This window comes from Rahnella sp. RFA10(1/100) (assembly GCF_004195115.1).
GTDB classification, from domain to species: domain Bacteria; phylum Pseudomonadota; class Gammaproteobacteria; order Enterobacterales; family Enterobacteriaceae; genus Rahnella; species Rahnella perminowiae.
In genome coordinates this window covers 349,586-369,373 of the sequence record NZ_SEWR01000004.1, presented here as the reverse complement: position 1 = coordinate 369,373, position 19,788 = coordinate 349,586, and the positions used below count along the sequence as shown (strand labels likewise).

At 51.3% G+C, this 19,788-nt stretch carries 15 protein-coding genes; 5 read left to right on the top strand and 10 right to left on the bottom strand.

The annotated features are described in order from the left end of the window. Window positions 1-45: 45 nt before the first annotated feature. Window positions 46-633 carry a flavin reductase family protein gene (locus ETV65_RS15030; RefSeq protein ID WP_129953616.1) on the top strand — a complete coding sequence of 196 codons (588 nt, stop codon included), beginning with the start codon at window positions 46-48 and terminating at the stop codon, window positions 631-633. 126 nt (window positions 634-759) lie between these two features. On the opposite strand, the gene ETV65_RS15025 is transcribed toward ETV65_RS15030, so the two are convergent. Next, the gene (locus ETV65_RS15025; RefSeq protein WP_129953615.1) at window positions 760-1,464 is read right to left on the bottom strand and encodes a GntR family transcriptional regulator; all 705 of its coding nucleotides are present in this window, start codon (window positions 1,462-1,464) and stop codon (window positions 760-762) included. Between the two features lie 307 nt (window positions 1,465-1,771). Here ETV65_RS15025 and ETV65_RS15020 point away from each other — a divergent pair, with 307 nt between their 5' ends. Together ETV65_RS15020 and ETV65_RS15015 are read left to right on the top strand one after the other, a co-directional pair. Then, the gene (locus ETV65_RS15020) at window positions 1,772-3,421 is read left to right on the top strand and encodes an alpha-glucoside-specific PTS transporter subunit IIBC (protein WP_129953614.1); all 1,650 of its coding nucleotides are present in this window, start codon (window positions 1,772-1,774) and stop codon (window positions 3,419-3,421) included. Then, window positions 3,421-4,743, top strand: a complete 1,323-nt coding sequence (locus ETV65_RS15015; protein WP_129953749.1) for a 6-phospho-alpha-glucosidase — start codon at window positions 3,421-3,423, stop codon at window positions 4,741-4,743. Before ETV65_RS15020 ends, ETV65_RS15015 begins: the two co-directional genes overlap by 1 nt. Window positions 4,744-4,942: 199 nt before the next feature. Here the strand turns inward: ETV65_RS15015 and mtr are convergent, their stop codons facing one another. The 7 genes from mtr to ETV65_RS14980 all read right to left on the bottom strand — a co-directional run bounded on the left by mtr (window position 4,943) and on the right by ETV65_RS14980 (window position 13,694). After that, window positions 4,943-6,187, bottom strand: a complete 1,245-nt coding sequence (gene mtr, locus ETV65_RS15010; RefSeq protein WP_129953613.1) for a tryptophan permease — start codon at window positions 6,185-6,187, stop codon at window positions 4,943-4,945. Window positions 6,188-7,127: 940 nt separating this feature from the next. Next, the gene (locus ETV65_RS15005) at window positions 7,128-7,862 is read right to left on the bottom strand and encodes a pirin family protein (protein ID WP_129953612.1); all 735 of its coding nucleotides are present in this window, start codon (window positions 7,860-7,862) and stop codon (window positions 7,128-7,130) included. A gap of 70 nt (window positions 7,863-7,932) precedes the next feature. Next, window positions 7,933-9,666 carry an ABC-F family ATP-binding cassette domain-containing protein gene (locus ETV65_RS15000; RefSeq protein WP_129953611.1) on the bottom strand — a complete coding sequence of 578 codons (1,734 nt, stop codon included), beginning with the start codon at window positions 9,664-9,666 and terminating at the stop codon, window positions 7,933-7,935. Window positions 9,667-9,953: 287 nt separating this feature from the next. After that, the gene (locus ETV65_RS14995; RefSeq protein WP_129953610.1) at window positions 9,954-11,192 is read right to left on the bottom strand and encodes an MFS transporter; all 1,239 of its coding nucleotides are present in this window, start codon (window positions 11,190-11,192) and stop codon (window positions 9,954-9,956) included. A gap of 137 nt (window positions 11,193-11,329) precedes the next feature. Further along, on the bottom strand, window positions 11,330-12,253 hold the full coding sequence (locus ETV65_RS14990) for an alpha/beta hydrolase (protein ID WP_129953609.1): 924 nt from the start codon (window positions 12,251-12,253) through the stop codon (window positions 11,330-11,332). A 73-nt stretch (window positions 12,254-12,326) separates the two neighbouring features. Next, the gene (locus ETV65_RS14985; protein WP_129953608.1) at window positions 12,327-12,929 is read right to left on the bottom strand and encodes a TetR/AcrR family transcriptional regulator; all 603 of its coding nucleotides are present in this window, start codon (window positions 12,927-12,929) and stop codon (window positions 12,327-12,329) included. A gap of 87 nt (window positions 12,930-13,016) precedes the next feature. Continuing rightward, a complete protein-coding gene (locus ETV65_RS14980; RefSeq protein WP_129953607.1) occupies window positions 13,017-13,694 on the bottom strand; it encodes an SDR family oxidoreductase in 678 nt (225 codons plus the stop codon). Between the two features lie 348 nt (window positions 13,695-14,042). Between ETV65_RS14980 and ETV65_RS14975 the strand changes: the two genes are divergently transcribed. Continuing rightward, the gene (locus ETV65_RS14975; RefSeq protein ID WP_129953606.1) at window positions 14,043-14,816 is read left to right on the top strand and encodes a DUF3750 domain-containing protein; all 774 of its coding nucleotides are present in this window, start codon (window positions 14,043-14,045) and stop codon (window positions 14,814-14,816) included. Between the two features lie 49 nt (window positions 14,817-14,865). Here ETV65_RS14975 and ETV65_RS14970 read toward each other — a convergent pair whose 3' ends face one another. Next, window positions 14,866-16,551, bottom strand: a complete 1,686-nt coding sequence (locus tag ETV65_RS14970) for an NAD-dependent malic enzyme (RefSeq protein WP_129953605.1) — start codon at window positions 16,549-16,551, stop codon at window positions 14,866-14,868. 493 nt (window positions 16,552-17,044) lie between these two features. On the opposite strand from ETV65_RS14970, the gene ETV65_RS14965 reads away from it, so the two are divergent. Beyond that, window positions 17,045-17,989 carry an AEC family transporter gene (locus ETV65_RS14965; protein ID WP_129953604.1) on the top strand — a complete coding sequence of 315 codons (945 nt, stop codon included), beginning with the start codon at window positions 17,045-17,047 and terminating at the stop codon, window positions 17,987-17,989. A 76-nt stretch (window positions 17,990-18,065) separates the two neighbouring features. Here the strand turns inward: ETV65_RS14965 and fumA are convergent, their stop codons facing one another. Further along, window positions 18,066-19,712: a class I fumarate hydratase FumA gene (gene fumA, locus ETV65_RS14960; protein ID WP_129953603.1), complete on the bottom strand. Its 1,647-nt coding sequence runs from the start codon at window positions 19,710-19,712 to the stop codon at window positions 18,066-18,068. Window positions 19,713-19,788 lie beyond the last annotated feature (76 nt).

Here is a 19,788-nt window from a genome sequence, read left to right as displayed (position 1 = left end):
AGGTTTGCCATGCTGCACGCCACATTCCTTTTTTGAGAGATTCTGATGACACCTCAATTTGCCCCTGTCGAACTGGAAAAAGCTTACCGCCTGATCAACCACGGTGCGACCGCGCTGGTTTCTGCCCATCATGAGGGTGTGGATAACGTCATGTCTGCCTCCTGGGTATGCGGGCTGGATTTCAAACCGGCGAAACTGATGGTGGTGATCGACAAAATTGCGCGCACACGCGAGCTTATCGAAGAAAGCGGCTATTTTGTGATTCAGGTACCAACCGTCGCGCAGTTGCAGATGACTTACGATCTGGGTAATCGCACATTGAGAACTGATCCGGATAAACTGCAACATTGCGGTACCCGGTTATTCCGCATGGAAGATCACGGCGATTTACCGTTTGTCGCGGGGTGCACCGCGTGGCTGGCCTGCCGGGTAATCCCTGAACCGCACAACCAGCAGGCACATGATTTATTCATCGGCGAGATTGTCGGTGCATGGGCCGATACCCGGGTCTTCAAAGACGGCCACTGGCATTTCGAAGATGCCGGGTCTTCCCTGCGCAGCCTGCATTACATTGCCGGTGGTCAGTTCTACGCCACCGGTGAACCGCTGAACGCGAAGACTGATTTGAAGTAAAAGTTAAAAACTTAAGGATGGGCACGGCGAAGCCGGAGATTTCGAACTGAACGGGCCGGCAGATATTTTTGGTTCTGAGCCGAAAAATGTGGCGATGTTTTATGCCAGCCGTGCCCGTTCTGAGCGCTATTTATTACGCTGCAAATGGTAATCCACATGGTATTCGTTGGCGTTTCTGATCATCACAGAGTAGTTGATGTAATCACCGGTGTCGCTGTAGGACAGCGATGTCAGGCGCAGCAACGGCGTGCCTTCGGCGACGTGTAATAAGGTGGCGACAGTGCTGTCCGCAAGAACCGGGCTGAAGCTTTCGTAATTCCCCGCGATACAGATATGGCATTCATCTTCAATATACGAAAATTTTGAGCCTTCCAGATGTGCCACTGAAAGATTGCTAAATAACCGGCCTGGCATGTAGCTGTCTTCGAGTACCAGCGGTTTTCCCCCGACCGAGCGCAGGCGGCGTGAATAATAAATACGTTCGTCAGTTTTCATCCGCAGCTGGCTGGCGATGGCCGGTGGCGCGCCCATGATCTTAAACTCCAATACCTCACTCACCGTCGGACGACCCAGTTGTTTCATCAGCTCTGAGAAACCCATCAGCCCACGGGTTTCATGCTGGACATCTTTCTGTGCGACGAAGGTTCCGCTGCCATGACAACGACGTACCAGTTTCCATTCGATCAGCAAATCCACCGCTTTTCGCAGTGTCATTCGCGAGACACCCAATTCGGCGGCCAGCTTTTTTTCACTGGGTAATGCGTCGCCGATATTAAAATCGACAGAATTGATGCGAATTCTCAGACGTTCAGCGAGCATTTTGTAGATCACTGGCAGACCTCTTTATCGATGAGTGAATCCTTATAACTGCGTCCGTAAAACCGGTTACTGCCCTGTAAATTCTCGGTTTCTTATGCCCCGGGCTCAGATTGTCCTTGCCCCGTCATTTGGCGTGTCTGGAAATTGCCTCAAAAGTAGACCACTTGATCGGCAGAAAAAGCATGAATGCGATCACGAAATGATTAATCACTCTGCGAAGTTATTTTTCATTATTCCTACTCTCTGATCAGAAAATAAAAACATGTCTGAAAGTGTTCCAATAATAAACTCTGATCCCGAAGTAATATAAGGAATATATATGCTCAGTCAAATTCAACGTTTTGGCGGTGCGATGTTTACACCTGTCTTATTGTTTCCATTCGCAGGAATGGTCGTGGGTATCGCGATTATGCTTCAGAATCCGATGTTCGTCGGCGAAACGCTCACCGCACCGGATAATCTCTTTGCACAAATTATTCATATTATTGAAGAAGGAGGATGGACAGTATTCCGCAACATGCCGCTGATCTTCGCAGCCGGTCTGCCTATCGGGCTGGCGAAACATGCACAAGGCCGCGCCTGCCTGGCGGCACTGGTCAGTTTTATGACCTGGAATTATTTAATTAATGCTATGGGATTAACCTGGGGAAATTATTTCGGTGTTAATTTTAATCTTGAGCCCGGGGGGCAAAGTGGTCTGGCGATGATTGCCGGAATTAAAACCCTTGATACCAGTATTATTGGGGCGATAGTTATTTCCGGGATTGTCACTTCGCTGCACAATCATTTTTTTGATAAACAACTTCCTGTCTTTCTCGGTATTTTTCAGGGCAGTTCATTCGTGGTCATTGTCGGCTTTCTGCTAATGATACCCTGCGCATGGCTGACCCTGCTGGTATGGCCAAAAGTGCAGACAGGTATTCTCTCGATGCAACATTTTATGCTGGTGTCCGGTTCGCTCGGCGTATGGGTTTATACCTTCCTTGAACGTATTCTGATCCCGACCGGCTTGCATCACTTCGTCTACGGTCCGTTTGTTTTCGGTCCGGCAGCGGTCGAGGGTGGGATCCAGGTTTACTGGGCAGAGCATCTGCAGGCATTCAGCCAGAGCACTGAGCCGCTGAAAACGTTATTCCCGCAAGGCGGTTTTGCGCTGCATGGTAACTCTAAAGTTTTTGGCTCGGTGGGTATTGCGATGGCGATCTATGCCACAGCCGCGCCGGAAAATCGCGTCAAGGTCGCGGGGCTGCTGATCCCGGCGGCGCTGACCGCAGTGCTGGTCGGTATTACCGAGCCACTGGAATTCACCTTTCTGTTTATCTCACCGCTGCTGTTTGCCGTTCACGCGCTCCTTGCCGCCACCGTTGCCACGCTGATGTTCATGGCGGGCGTTGTCGGCAATATGGGCGGTGGTCTGCTGGATCAGTTCCTGCCGCAAAACTGGATCCCGATGTATCACAATCATGCCTCGATGATGTTCACCCAGATCGGTATCGGTCTGGTGTTCACCGGTGTCTGGTTCCTGGTGTTCCGCACGCTGATCCTGCGTTTAAACCTGAAAACGCCGGGACGTGAAGACAGCGAAATCAAGCTCTACAGCAAAGCCGATTATCAGGCAAAGAAAAATCCGGCAGGCGAGCCGCCGGTGCCGTCTTCCCTACAAGGCCAGGCTGCAGGTTATCTGCAGGCCCTCGGCGGCAACAGCAACATTCTTGACCTCAACAATTGCGCGACACGGTTGCGTATCACTCTCGAAGATATGGCGCTGACGCAAAGTGATGACATCTTCAAAGCCCTCGGTGCACACGGTGTAGTGCGGCGCGGCAACGCCATTCAGATCATCGTGGGTCTGCACGTTCCGCAGGTGCGGGACCAGATAGAAACGCTGATGAGCCAGGAGGCTCTCGCAAAATCATCCTTATCCGGGGCGCGTTCCCCGACAGAAACATCCATTACGGAGGCAGTATGATGAAGAAATTTTCAGTGGTTGTGGCAGGCGGTGGCAGCACATTTACGCCGGGTATTGTGTTGATGTTATTGCAGCATCAGGAACGCTTCCCGCTGCGGGCCATCAAGTTTTATGACAACGACGGCGCACGTCAGGAGACTATCGCCGAAGCGTGCAAAGTGATCCTCAGGGAGCAGGCTCCGGAGATAGAATTCAGCTATACCACTGACCCGAAAACGGCATTTACCGATGTGGATTTCGTCATGGCACATATCCGGGTCGGTAAATATCCGATGCGTGAAAAGGACGAAAAAATCCCCCTTCGCCATGGTGTTGTGGGGCAGGAAACCTGCGGGCCGGGCGGGATTGCCTATGGTATGCGCTCTATCGGCGGTGTGCTGGAAATCGTCGATTATATGGAGAAATACTCGCCGGACGCGTGGATGCTCAATTATTCGAATCCGGCGGCCATCGTGGCGGAAGCGACGCGCAGATTACGTCCGCACGCTAAGATCCTTAACATTTGCGATATGCCAATCGGCATTGAAGGGCGCATGGCGCAGATTGCAGGGCTTAAATCCCGCAAAGAGATGCGTGTACGTTATTACGGTCTGAATCACTTCGGCTGGTGGACATTGGTTGAAGACGCACATGGCAACGATCTGATGCCTAAAATCCGCGAACATGTGGCAAAATACGGCTATGTGCCCTCTGCCGATGAACCGGGCGTAGAAGCCAGCTGGAATGATACTTTTGCCAAAGCGAAAGATGTCTGGGCGCTGGATCCTTCCACTTTCCCGAATACGTACCTGAAATATTACCTGTTCCCTGATTACGTGGTAGCACATTCCAATCCTGAACACACCCGTGCTAATGAGGTGATGGAGCATCGTGAAAAACACGTGTTCAGCTCTTGTGCCGCCATTACCAAAGCGGGTGAGTCCTCCGCTGGTGAACTTGAAATTGACGAACATGCTTCTTACATCGTTGATCTGGCGACGGCCATCGCCTTCAATACGCAGGAAAGAATGTTGCTGATTGTGCCGAATCAGGGAGCTATCAACAATATTGACCCGGAAGCGATGGTGGAAATTCCGTGCCTGGTCGGCAGCAACGGTCCGGAACCGCTGACGGTCGGTAAAATCCCGTTGTTCCAGCAGGGTCTGATGAGCCAGCAGGTGGCTGTCGAAAAACTGGTGGTTGAAGCGTGGGTTGAAAAATCCTACCTGAAACTGTGGCAGGCGATCACGCTGTCGAAAACCGTGCCAAGTGCGTCCGTAGCCAAAGCCATTCTCGATGATCTGATCGCAGCCAATAAAGACTACTGGCCTGACCTGAAATAGCAGAAGGATTGCTTTAGTGAATGGCGCCACCTTCGGGGAGCGCCATTTTTATTTGCAATTCGCAGTCAAAATGCCGTCAGCACACCCGTATTCAGCCTGACAGACGTTATTTGTCACCACCATTTCACTGCGGAATCCTGATTACTTTAGCGGTTAGCGTGCTGTTCAGGGGCCGGTAAGTCCGCAAATTCAGACCGCCTTAACGATACACCGGCAGCATATTTACACTCGATAATATATGCACCACCGCATTTATCATGCCGAACAGCAGCACGAGCACAATCATTTTATTGCCGCCCCACACGCGGTAGAGCGGGCTGCCGAAACGCTGCCGTGATGCCCGCGCCATCAGGGCCGGAACAATCACTGCCCAGACTGTGGCGGCGAGACCGGCAAAACCAATCGCGTAAATGAAACCATCCGGGTAGATCACGCCGCCAATGACCGGCGGCACAAAGGTGACCAGCGCGGTTTTAAAACGGCCGGTACGGCTGTCGTCGAATTTGAAAAGGTCAGCCAGATAGTCAAATAATCCCAGTGTAACGCCCAGGAATGAACAGGCTACGGCGAAGTTGGAAAAAATCGTCAGCAGCAAATCCAGCCCTGCGCTGTTGAGGATCTGACTCAGCGATTGCACCAGTACATCAATATTGCCACCACGTTCGGTTATATCAGTAAATGCCGGGCGCGGAATGTTACCCATCGTGCCCAGCATCCAGATGACATATAACCCAAGCGCCATCAGCGTGCCCAGCAACAGGCATTTTTTGATGATATGCGGGTTTTTACCGTAATACTTCATCAGACTCGGTACGTTGCCGTGATAGCCAAACGAGGCCAGGCAAAACGGCAGCGTCGCCAGCACATATGGCGCGTAACTTGGGTTCAGCTCAACGCTGTTTAGCAAATTTACCGGTTTGATGTGCCACAGCAGGCTGCCAAATGTCAGGAAGAAAGCAATGATTTTGGCGCCCAGCACAATGGCGGTCATGCGGCTCACCGCACGGGTGCTGATCCAGACAATGAAGGCAACCGCCAGCGCGGTCAGCAGTCCGCCAAGACGGGGCGAAAAGCTCACTGACATCTCCCGCAACGTATGCTGAATCACTGAGCCGCTGGCAGAAATATACGCGTAAGTCAGAATATACAGCACGAAAGCGATAGTGATGCCATTCAGCCGGTTCCAGTTTTTCCCCAGCAAATCGCCGGTGACAGTATGAAAACTCGAACCTGTCGGATAGTTAAGATTCGCTTCGAGGATCATCAGGCCGGAGTGCAGCATACAGAACCAGGTAACAATCAGTGCAGCCACTGACCAGAAAAACCAGGCCCCGGACATCACCACCGGCAAAGAAAACATCCCTGCACCGATGATAGTTCCACCGATAATCATTGCGCCGCCCCATACAGAATGTTGCGGGGTGGTCACGGAAAGCGTCGCCATAGTGCGTATCCTCGCGTGGCTTTTATCACGATTCGTCAAATGAATTGCTGTAAAAGATGTGGTATGAAAAGTGACCGGATATCGCGCATTTGTGCTGCGATTAAGGCCCTGAGCGCAGCAATATAGTGGATTTACAGGGAGAAGTACACTGTTGAACTAGTTTACTGATACAAGGTGGATGATATGGCGGTCAGCATGCCGGGGAGGGCGGTAGATGTTTACACGAGATTATTTAAATTCGACTTTTTGGTTGCATGCCTCATCAAAATCTTTGGTATAGGTCACAGATTGCATTATGTTTTCTTATATGGCACGTCTTAAAAAACCTGTTCGTAAATACAGGGTTGACAGACGATTTTTAGCGAGTAAATTAGAACTCAGCACCAGAGAGAAATGGAATGAAAATTTTATTTCGCGGTGCATTTAGCAAGTTGATAAACTTGCCAGTAACGAGATGCGATAAAGGCCACGAAGTATTTTAGTTTGGGTGATTCAATACCGGATTTAATTAAAATCCGTGAGATGATGCTTTAAGGCCACGCAGTACAGCTGTACGATCGCATGATGTGGAAGAAAACGCGATGATGTAACGCCTTGTTAGTCAGAGTAATGTTCGCGATTTGGGTACGTTAAGTCTGAAATCGAGAATGTCGCGACGAAAGTAAGGTCACGCATCAAAGAGTATATATCGCGAGGGTGATGTACTCATTTATCCCGACTGAAAACCGGTATGGATGAAATGAACAGGATATCGATGTTATTCCACAAAATTATAGGAGGATAGCGTTACCTGGCTTCAAAATATATCCTGTGAAAATATGTGCATCTTTAGAAGTTGTAATATGCAATTAAGTTGATGAATGTTAAATATTAATTTGGTAGTACCTTAAAAGCCCCGGTTTAACGACTGGGGCTTTTACATTTTAAGTATCAGATTTCTTTACTTCCCGCTGATTGCCCCTTCCAGAATGGCTTCCGCACCCAGACAAACGAGGAAACAGACCAGGGTAGTCTCTCGTTTTGCCGAGGCGGCAGGCAACGCACTTTCCTCATCGCTGATCGCATCACCTTTTGACAGACTGACGTCCGCAATGCTGATTTCGCCATCCATGACATACAACCATTGTGCAAATCCCGCATGTGCCGGAATCTCCGTGGTACTGTTTTCATCCATACGGATATCATAAATATAGACCGCCTGTCGGATTTCAAGCGGAGATTCAATCCCTTCCGGCGCGGCCAGCAGCGTCCATTCGTTTTGCTTAACGCCGTCCGGGCGCTCCATAAACTGCACGCGGCCTTCGAGGTCTGCCTTGCGCGGACGAATAAAAATCTGCAACATTTCAGCCGGTACCAGCGGCGTGGATTCCTCATGCCAGAAGCTTTCTCCGGCATTCATCATCATCAGTTTTTTCGGCGAAAGCGAGACACGATGACCGGCAGAATCTTCATGTACCATCGACCCGCGCCACATATAGCTGAAAATTTCATCGTTGGTATGCTCATGCATTTTCACCAGCGTACCCAGTTCCAGATTGGCATGATCGATAACACTTAGCGGCCCGAACGCCTCATCGCTATTTTCTGGCACTATTTTCCCGGGACGCATACGGCGGATGCGGAACGGACCGTATTCGAAAGTGGTTTTAGGTTCAGCACGTAAAACGTTAAACATAATATCTCCGGCAGGAACAGGTATGCGTTGTGTCAGTAAAAATAAATATTCTGTTGCTTAACATAGGTCTTTAAAGCAGATCCAGCAACGCATTCAGTTCAGCAATCTGTTGTTGCCACTGGCGTTGCAGTTCCGGTTTCTGGTGCTTTGGCTTTCGCGCCAGGTCATTTTCCAGTTTATTTTCCAGATCCGTCAGTCGCGTCAGCAGTTGTTCCTCTTCTGCATCCTGAATCGCCACGTCTGCCCGCATAACTTCAGACACCGGCGTGTGGGCAGGCGGAGCGCTGCCCGCCAGGATGGCATACACCGGTGCGGGTGAATGCCATTCTTCCAGACGCTGCTGATCTATCAGCCAGAAGCGGTTACAACTTTGCTCGATCAACGTCCTGTCATGGGAAACCATCAGCACTGCACCGCTGAAGGTTTTCAGCGTTTCTGCCAGTTCCTCTTTGCCTTCCAGATCGAGATGATTGGTCGGCTCATCAAGTAACAAAAGGGAATAGTTTGCCAGCGTCAGGCCGATAAATAGCAGACGTGACCGTTCGCCACCGCTAAGTGTGCTCACTTTTTGCTGATGACGGATATACGGAAATCCCGCCCCGATCAGCGCCATTTTTCGCTGTTCTTCGGTCAGCGGCGCGAAACGTGCCAGTGCAGCAGAAAGCGAATCGTTATCCTGCAACTGATGCTGGTTTTGATCGTAATACCCTATCCGTACACGCGGGTGGAAAACCACACCACTGACCGCGGTTTCCGGGTGAATAAAAGCCTGCCATACGCTGTGCAGAAGGGATGATTTACCGCAGCCGTTACGCCCGACCAGCGCGATGCGGTCGCCACTTTTTACCCGCATTTCGTCAAGAGTAAACAGCACGGGTGCATCAGCTGCCGGCCGCACCAGCAAGTCAGAGAGTGCCAGCACGCGATCCGCCGCCAGCACCTCTCCGGTCAGTCGCAGTTTCCACTGACTGCCTGCGGTGACATCGGTCTGATCTTCCTTCATGCGCACCACATGTTTTTCCATTTGCTTGGCTTTACGCGCCAGCCCTTCGTTGTCGTAAACGCTGCCCCATATAGCCAGACGTTTGGCGCTGAGCGTCACACGGTCAATTTCCTTTTGTTCGGCCTTGCGGCGCAGCGCGTCTGCCATGTCTTTTTCTTCCAGCGCCTGTCGTGCCTTAGTACAGGGCATGCGGATAAATTGCAGCGTTTTATCGCGCAGGATCCAGGTGGCGTTGGTTACGCTGTCCAGCAGGCTGCGGTCATGGGAGACCAGAACGAAGCTGCCCGTCCAGTTTTTCAGAAACTGTTCCAGCCACAGTAATGTCGGCAAATCCAGATGATTACTCGGTTCATCGAGCAGCAGTAAATCTGGCTGGCGGATCAGTGCCCTCGCCAGCAACAGTCGGGTATGCTGGCCGCCGCTGAGCGTGCCCGCCGTCAGTTCCCAGGCCTTCTCGTCAAAACCAAGATTCGAAAGCAGCACCTGCGCCTGCCAGACTTCAGGCTGATGCAAGCCGCCGGGGAGATGATCAAGCACCGATTCCAGCAGGGTGCAGTCATTGAGTCCGGCAGGAAGTTGTTGTTCGACGCGCGCCATCAGGCAATGATTCGCCAGCGTCGAAGTGCCGGAGGAGGCCGCCAGTTCGCCGCTGAGAATTTTCAGTAGGGTGCTTTTACCGCAGCCGTTATGGCCGATGAGACCTATGCGGTCGCCTTTTTTCAGGCCAAAGGAAATGTCAGCCAGCAACGGGCCAAAGGCATTATCGAAAGATAAAGATTGTGCAGATAATAAAGTTGTCATGATGCTTACTCAGGTTTTCAGGCGCAAAAGTGCCTATCGTCAAAAAAGCGGACGATAACCGGTAAGCCGGAGGGAAGTACTCAGGGTGTCAGTTAGCTTCGCTCAAGCCGGTTATCGCAGCAAGGTGCCGGAAATGCCTGAGCAATGACGATCGCTAAGAACGAGTGAAATTAAAAAAACTTCACGGGTCAGCATGGCAATCCTCCTTATATAACGTTGATGAATGAATAAGCTGATTATATTGAGAATTATTGAATTATTCCAGTTTTGACAATCCCGCACCGCGTTTACGGTGTGAGCACCTCATTTTCCAGTTTCTGCCGTTGACGCAGGCCCGGGAACCACGTCATCCACAATCCGACCACGATCAGCGTGCCGATACCGCCAATGGCTGCGGCGGGAACCGCGCCTGCCCAGGCAGCCAGCAGACCGGATTCAAATTCACCGAGTTGATTTGAGGTATTGATGAAGATGGAATTCACCGCACTGACGCGCCCGCGCATGTCGTCCGGTGTGTCGAGCTGCACCAGGGCACCGCGGATCACCATGCTGATCATGTCGAAACCGCCGAGAGCGAACAGTGCAAGCATTGATAACCAGAGCGAGGTGGAAAACGCAAAGACCAGCGTGGCGGCACCAAACCCTGCAACCGCAGCGAACATAATCTTCCCGACATTACGGTTGAGTGCGCGGTGGCTTAGCCAGAACCCGACGATCAAACCGCCGACCGCCGGTGCGCCGCGCAATAGGCCTAATCCCCACGGACCGGTATGCAGAATGTCGTGAGCGAAAATTGGCAGCAGGGCTGTTGCGCCACCGAGTAAAACGGCGAACAGATCGAGCGAAATCACACCCAGCACATCCGGTCGGGCGCGGATAAAGCCAATGCCCGCAAACAACGTTTTGAAGGTTGCCGGAACACGGCGCGGCGGAGCCTGTTCATAGCGTAAACGGCTGACCATCATGATAGATAGCAGATACAGGCAGGCGCATACGCTATAGGCCACGCCCGCTCCCGCAACATACAAAAAGCCGCCGAGCGCCGGGCCGACCATCGACGCAGCTTGTCCGGAAACGCTGGTGGCGGCCATGGCGCGGGCCAGCAAATTCGGTGGCACCAGTGCGGGTAACATCGACTGCAAGGACGGAGCTTCCATGGCTTTAGCGGTGGAAATCACAAAAATCAGGCTGAGCACGATCACTTCATTGACATGATGCGTCAGTGTCAGATAGGCCAGTGCACCAATCGCTACCCATTCGGCGATTTGCCCGAGCAGCACCACGCGGCGGCGGTCAAACTGATCAGCCACGTGACCGGCGACCAGCGCCAGCGCAACGGAGGGTAAAAATTGCACCAGTCCGATCAGCCCGAGATCAAATGCGCGGCCGGTGATCGAGTAAATCTGCCAGCTCACCACAATGGAGAGCATCTGAAAACCAAAGCTGGATGCGGCACGGGCAATCCAGAAAGCCACAAATGAACGGTGCTGTAACAGCGAATCCGAATTAACGGAAGAAGCAGACATGACAAATCCCTGAATATGAAAGATGCCGTGTCTGCGGTCGGTAACGACTCGTTAGCCCGGCAATTATTTTATGAACAAATAATTAACAAACAATCTGAGTTGTATATTTATCACAAAAAATTCAGCAAATCTTCATCTCACATTGTGAAGAAACTATGCAATTCGCGCGCTAAAACTCCCGGCTGTTCTTCTGCAATGAAATGGCCGCTGTGAGGGATGATGATGCCGGTTACATTTTCGGCGAAAGCGCGCAGGGGAATCGCCATGTCCGGGATTGACCCCTGGTCGGCGCTGACCGCCAGTACCGGCATTTTTAATTTTCCGTGACGGTTCAGTTCGCGGTTCTGTTCAGCCGATTCTGTGACTGACCGGTAATACGCCAGTCCGGCACGCAGGCCGCCACTTTTCAGGAACGTGCGCAGATATTCGCTGATATCGTCGTCAGTAAAAGCATCCGGCGCGGCAGTTTTACGGCGTAAAAACCAGTCGAGATACACCCGTTCATTACCGGCGATCAGCGCTTCAGGCAGATCAGGCAATGTGTGGAAAGCAAAATGCCAGGTTTTCCACGATTTGTCAGGTGTGACGGGCAGCGCGTCCGGCAAGGTGATCCCGGGGATCCCTGCGTCCAGCAGTGCAAGCCACTGTACTTCCCCGCCATACATCGCGGCATAGGGATACGCCACCCACGCACCGACATCATGTGCTGCCAGCGAATAATGCTTGTGACCGAGAAGCTGCATTAATCCGTGGGTTTTCTGCGCCAGGCTGCGTGTGTCGTAACCGGTTTGCGGCCGGTCCGAATCGCCCTGTCCGGGCAGGTCCGGTGCCACCAGCCAGTAATCTTTTGCGAGCGATTTCATCACATTGCGCCACGCGTACCAGGTTTGTGGAAAACCCGCCAGGAGCAACAATACTTTGCCTTCCGGATTTCCGCCGCTGACATAATGCAGCCGTACACCGTCGACGGTGGCGTAACGATGCGTAAAACCGGAAAGGGTAGGGTCAGCGGCAGCAAAAGGCGCGGCAGTTATCACCGCGGACGGGACGATATCAGTCATAATAAGTTTCCTTAACGTCAGTGGATTAAAAATATAATTAGGAAATGATTGATTCCTAAATGGGAAAAAATTTTTAATCGAGGATTTTTAGTGCCAGTTTCAGCGTAGCTTCGCTGGCTTCATTGTTTTCAACTTTACCGGCGACACGCATGCCTAAAACGATCCATAACATCAGGGACGAGGCGGCCTGCGCATCAATGCCCGGCGGGACAGAACCGTCCTGCTGGCCCCGTTCAATGAGGGAGGCCAGGAACAATTTGTTGCGCATAATGGCCTGACGCACCAGTGTGGCGAGTTCTTCATCCAGCGTGAGTAATCCGACGGTACTGCCGACAACCAGACATCCGCGACGGCCTTCAATTTCATGGGAAGAACGCAGGTAAAAGCGCAGCACCTCGGCAATGCATTCACGGCCGGTGGCGACACGCTCAATTTGCTGGCGTAACTGTGTATTGCGCAGCGAGGTGTAGCGTTCAAATACAGTGAGAAACAGGGTGCGCTTATCGCTGAAGGCTTTGTAAATGCTGCCTGCAGTGAGATTCATGGCCTGACTCAGATCACTGATGGATGCCGCATGAAAGCCTTTTTCACGAAACACCGTCATGGCGTTATCCAGTGCAAGTTCAGTATCAAATTCACGCGGACGACCGCGATCCTTCGGGCAGGAAGATGTCATAAAAAAACCACCATTAGGAAGCGTTTATTTCCTAATGGTGGCATTAACACAAAAACCGATCAAGCCGTTTGTCAGCTCAAACCCTTTTTACCAGCGCAATTCACGGCCTGAATACTCAACAAAATGATGGCCGCCTTTGCCGCGCCAGGCTTCGAACTGATCGACAATGCCGGTGGCACTTTCAGTGATGGTCAGTGTGGCATTTTCACCGCCCATATCGGTCTGTACCCAGCCCGGATGAACGGAAAGCAGAGTCAGTTCTTGTTTTTCGATCTGTTGATACAACCCGCGGGTCAGCATATTCAGTGCGGCTTTACTGGCGGAATAAAGCGGATAAGTCGCCGCTTCATTTTCATTGAGGCTCGACAGTTCAGAGGTCATCAGCGCCAGAACACCGGTGCGGTGGTTCAGGAAAGGCAGTAATTCACCGGCGCAACGGACCGGGGAAATAGCATTAGTCAAAAACAGCTGAATAATTTCTTCATCGCTGGCCTGATGAATATGCTGATGATCCGGACCAAAGATGCCTGCATTCACAAAAATCAAATCAAAATGGCTGTCTGAAAGTGCGTCTTTCACCGCCTGTCGTGCTTCGGATTTATTAATATCCAGTTTTACCCATTCAACAGACGCCGGGGTTTTGGCCGGAACGGCATCACGCGTGGTGGCGGTCACCTGCCAGCCGCGTTTTGCGAGGACCTCGACCACACCCAGACCGATACCGCGTGATGCGCCGATGATTAATGCCTTCTTAGAGTCAGTCATATTCATCCTTTAATAATCAATGCGTTAATGTGAATTTATTGTTTCCATTTAATGCGCGAAATCTCTTCAGTATTGCAGGCAGTATGAGCCAGCATAGCGGGTGCAACAATGGGCTGGAGTCTGATTTTGCCCGGATTACATAACGTGGCTTAATGGATAAATTTGTCACGCCTTGCCGGAGTCTGGCTTAAACCGATGCCTTTACAACGAATGACAGCACGACAGGGGGGAATTAATGAGGTACAAATAATTCTTTCAGCTACGGCGTGTCTTCGGACATATAAGTTGTCCTGTAAATCAGTTGTGTAGTTGTGAACTTCCGAACTCATGTCAAAGGTGAATAAAAGTATGATCGCCATAAAATGGGTAAGTTTCGGGTTTGTCTTGGTTTTATTGCTATCTTTCGGATACAGCTACGCCAAAGCGACACAAACCCGGGCAGAACCCGCCGGCCAGAGCTGGTCAACGGCACGACGCACTTCGGCCGGTATTGCACCGGATCCCGCCAGACTCAAAAACATCGCCATTATCCAGGTTTATGCCGCACCGACCTATGGCTGGCGCGGGCTGGTGGCGGTTCATCCGTGGATAATTTATAAACGTGAAGGGGAGACGGAATTTACCCGCTATGACGTAATCAGCTGGGGCAGCACTGACGTAGTGCGCCGAAATTACGCGATTGCAGACGGATATTGGTTTGGCTCGCAGCCACGCATACTGGTTGATCACCGTGGTGCGCAGGCGCAAATGATGATCCCAAAAATAGAAGCGGCAATCAAAAGCTATCCGTATCCGCATACCTATCATGCGTGGCCGGGCCCAAACAGCAATACCTTTATGGCGCACATCGGGCGCGTAGTGCCGGAGCTGGCGCTTGATCTTCCTTCCAATGCGATCGGCAAAGATTACCGCGGGATCACGAATCCGATCGGTTTACCGCCATCGGGGCGCGGCGTGCAGGTCTCTTTACTGGGGGTATTGGGCGTGACGCTCGGTGTGGAAGAGGGACTTGAAATCAATGTGTTAGGATTGAATTTAGGTATTGATGTGAAGGATCCGGCACTGCGTTTGCCGTTTGTCGGGCGTGTAGGTTTCGATAATCCGGGAAAAGCGGAACTTTAACGGTGTCATTACGAAACAGGCCGGCATGGAGATACCGGCCACACATACATCAGAATGACGAATGCTTATAAGACCGGTATTCCGGTTTCCAGAACTCGGCATTAAGACGGCTTTGTAATTCCTCCTCTGTAACGTTCGCCGCCACGCCTTCCTGTTGTGCGACGCGGGCAACTTCTGCGGCAATGACTTTAGACACATGCTGAATATCGGCAATAGCCGGTAATAATGAGCCTTTGCCTGTCGTCGCCAGCGGAGAAAGGCTGGCCAGAGCCTGACTGGCGGCCAGCAACATGCCATCGGTCACACGGCGTGCTCCACAAGCCAGAATGCCTAATCCCAGCCCCGGGAAAATGTAAGCGTTGTTGCATTGCGGGATCGGGTAAGTGTGATCCTGATAATGTACCGGTGCGAACGGACTGCCTGTCGCCATCAGCGCGGCACCTTCAGTCCAGGCGATGACATCCTGTGGCCGTGCTTCTGCGCGGGAAGTCGGGTTCGAGAGCGGCATGATGATAGGGTGAGGGCAGTTGTGGTGCATCTCACGGATAATCTCTTCGGTAAATAATCCCGGTTGCCCGGACACGCCAATCAGAATGGTCGGTTTGGAATGGTGCACCACGTCCTGCAACGAGATATTCTGGCTATCCACATTCCAGTGAGTGATTTTATCTTTATCTGTCACCAGTTTGCGCTGAAAATCGAGCAAATTCGGCATGTCATCTGTCAGCAGGCCAAAGCGATCCACCATGAAAACCTGGCTACGCGCTTCGTCTTCTGTCGCCCCCTCTGCCACCATCTGTGCGATGATTTTCTCAGCGATACCGCAACCGGCAGAGCCTGCGCCAAGGAAGGTCACACGGTGATCACGCAGTTGGGTGCCTGCGGCATGACTGGCAGCAATCAGACAGCCCAGCGTGACCGCGGCGGTACCTTGAATATCATCATTGAAACAGCACAACTCCTCACGGTAGCGCTCCAGAAGTGGCATGGCATTGGTCTGTGCGAAGTCTTCGAACTGGAGGAGCACATCCGGCCAACGGGTCTTTATCGCCTGAATGAACATATCTATAAATTCATTATATTCGCCGTCGGTAATACGCGGATGGCGCCAGCCCATGTACAGCGGGTCATCGAGTCGCCGGGCGTTATTGGTCCCGACATCAAGCATGATTGGCAGTGTATTGGCCGGGTTGATGCCCCCACAGGAAGTGTAAAGCGAAAGCTTGCCGATAGGGATCCCCATACCGCCAATCCCCTGATCGCCCAGTCCAAGGATACGCTCACCGTCAGTGACGACGATCACCCGGATGTCGTTTTTGGAGAAATTTTGCAGCATTTCGTCGATATGAGCGCGGTCAGGGTAAGAGATGAACAGACCCCGCGCGCGGCGGTAGATATCTGAAAAGTGCTCACAGGCTTCGCCGACCGTCGGGGTGTAGATAATCGGCAGCATTTCTTCCAGATGTGAATTCACCAGGTTGTAGAACAATGTCTCATTAGTATCCTGGATATTACGCAGATAAACGTGCCTGGAAATATCGCGTTTAAAATCACAAAACTGGGAATATGCCCGGTCGGTCTGTTCGCTGATGGTTTCGACCTGATTGGGCAACAGCCCGTTGAGATTAAGTGCCAGACGTTCATCACGGCTGAAGGCGGAACCTTTGTTGAGCAGCGGATTTTCGAGTAACAATGAACCTGTGTAGTGGGTGTAGAGCGGGCGTTTTTTTAACATTTTTAAGCCTTAGAACATTTGAACTCAGTTAATTCCCGGCATGTTATTTTCTGTTGCCGGATCCCCTCACAGTAAAATCTTATAACCAGCAAAACCAGCATAAATATTAAAAAGGTAATGGCCATAGCTGCCTGATGCGGATAAATAATTATTGTTTTATTTTTTATAACATGACAAGGATTTTGATTCCGGTTACTTAATTTACAAAAGTGTTTTAATACTTTCTTATTTATTAATTCCTGCATAATGTTTTTAAATATTTCCGGATGGTTCTAAATGCCTGAATATTTTTTTATTATTTAAGTTAAATTATTTATTTTTAGTTAAGTCGTTGTATTTTAATGTTTTTATGGTTAATTAATTATTGTTATTGCCGCTCGCGAGACGGGTGTGATGCGGGTCACAATAGTGACTGGCTGTAAATAATATAACTAACCGCTATTTTCATCATGAAGTTATCACATCAACAATAATAAAGAAAAAAGGTCATATTATGCCGACGTTACTCTTATCCTCATTATTTCCTTTAGTGTTTGTTATGGTATTAGGCTGGCTCAGCGGCAAGCTGGGTTATATGAAACGTGACGATGCTACAGTATTAGCCACGGTCGTGATCCGTTTTGCACTGCCATTACATCTTTTTATCGGTGCATTACATACGGATCCTGCCAAAATACAGAATTTGTCGTTTATGGCAGTATTAGTCATCGGCCTGATGGGATCCTATCTTCTGACGCTGTGCATCTCGCACTGGTTTTTCCGTCATGACATCAAAACCAGCGCCATTCAGTCGCTGGTATGCGCATTCCCGGATATGGCTTACTTTGGCGCGCCTGTGCTGGCTGTACTTATCGGGCCGGAAGGTTTTCTGGGGGTACTGGTCGGGAATCTGATCACCAGCGTACTGATGATCCCGCTGACGATTGTGCTGATCCGCATGGGGGACAAAAACAGTGATCTGGCCGAACAGGGCAGCCTCGGCAAAATGATTCTCAATAATTTATTCAAGGCATTGCGCAATCCGATTGTCTGGATCCCCGTGTTGGGTGTCGTGATGAGTCTGGCGGGCATTAAACTCCCGGAGTTACTGTCTTCCTCCGTTGAAATGATGGGGAAAACCGCTGGCGGAATTTCGCTGTTTGCGCTGGGATTACTCTTCTTCGGCGAGCGTCCGAAGCTGAATATTCATACGTTCACCAATGTCGGCCTGAAAAACCTGATCCAGCCGGCGATTATGGCGGTTGCCGGCCTGGCATTTGGGTTGAGCCATACGCTGATGCAGCAGGTGGTGATCATCGGCGCAACGCCGTCTGCTATTGCCGCCGGTATGTTCGCTGTGCGCAGCGATACGTATGTGGAATCTGCGTCCTCCTCAATACTTGCCGGCACCGCGCTGGGGATTGTGACGGAAGGGATAATAATTTACATGATGTCGTAATACGCTGATGGCCCGAAGCGTTATCCATAAAAAAGGCCCGCCATTGCTGGCGGGCCTTGTGTCTTTCAGGAGGCAGTTACTTCACACATTTCGCACACGTACTTGCATGGATTTGCTGGAAGAAATCGTTGCCTTTGTCATCCACCAGAATGAACGCCGGGAAGTTTTCGACTTCGATTTTCCAGATAGCTTCCATACCCAGTTCAGGATATTCAACGCACTCCAGGCTTTTGATGCTTTGCTGCGCCAGAACCGCTGCCGGGCCGCCGATGCTGCCCAGATAGAAGCCGCCATGTTTATGGCACGCATCGGTCACCTGCTGGCTGCGGTTGCCTTTTGCCAGCATGATCATGCTGCCGCCATGGGATTGCAGAAGATCCACGTAAGAATCCATGCGGCCAGCGGTGGTCGGGCCGAGGGAACCGGAGGCATAACCTTCCGGGGTTTTCGCCGGGCCGGCGTAGTAGATCGGATGATCTTTGATGTATTGCGGCAAACCTTCGCCATTATCCAGACGTTCTTTCAGTTTGGCATGTGCAATATCACGACCGACGATAATCGTACCGCTCAGGGACAAACGGGTAGACACCGGATATTCAGAAAGCTGCGCCAGGATTTCAGGCATCGGACGATTCAGATCGACTTTCACCACACCGGCTTCGCCTTGCTCACGCAATGCTTCAGGAATGTACTGACCCGGATTGTCTTCCAGTTTTTCGATCCAGATACCGTCGCGGTTGATTTTGGCTTTGATATTACGGTCTGCGGAACAAGACACGCCCATTCCGACCGGGCAGGATGCGCCATGACGTGGCAGACGCACAACGCGGATGTCGTGGGCAAAGTATTTGCCACCGAACTGTGCTCCGAGGCCCAGGTTGTTGGCTTCGGCCAGCAGTTCCTGTTCGAGGTTCACGTCGCGGAATGCCTGACCGTGTTCATTACCTTCCGTCGGCAGACCATCGTAATAATGCGTTGAGGCCAGCTTGACGGTTTTCAGCGTCGCTTCTGCAGAAGTACCACCAATGACAAACGCGATGTGGTACGGCGGGCAGGCTGCGGTACCGAGGGTGCGCATTTTATCCACCAGATAATTTTTCAGCTTAGCCGGGGTGATCAGCGCTTTGGTTTCCTGGTACAGATAAGTTTTATTCGCAGAACCGCCGCCTTTGGCGATGCAGAGGAATTTGTATTCGTCACCGTCAACACTGTAAAGGTCGATTTGCGCGGGCAGGTTAGTACCGGTGTTCACTTCTTTGTACATATCCAGCGCCGCATTTTGTGAATAGCGCAGGTTATCTTCGATAAAAGTGTTATACACCCCCTGAGACAGGCTGGCTTCATCACCGCCGCCGGTCCAGACGCGCTGACCCTTTTTACCCATGATGATCGCCGTGCCGGTGTCCTGGCAGGTCGGCAAAATGCCTTTGGCAGCGATTTCAGAGTTTCTCAGGAATTGCAGCGCCACGTATTTGTCGTTTTCGCTGGATTCCGGGTCATGAAGAATGGAAGCCACTTGTTGCTGATGCGCAGGTCTGAGCATAAATGAGGCGTCATGGAACGCCTGCTGAGCCAGCAGCGTGAGCGCCTGTGGTTCGACTTTAAGCACTTCTTCACCATCGAAGTTGCTGACAGAGACATGGTCTTTGGTCAGCAGATAGTATTCGGTGTCATCTTTGGAAACGGGGAAGGGATTTTGATAATAGAACGGTTTGTTCGACATTGTTTTCTCACTTTTTCCGTTTTTGCCGCCAGGGGTGGGACTGTTGACGCGGTATAGCAGAGGTGTTCCGGGCGAC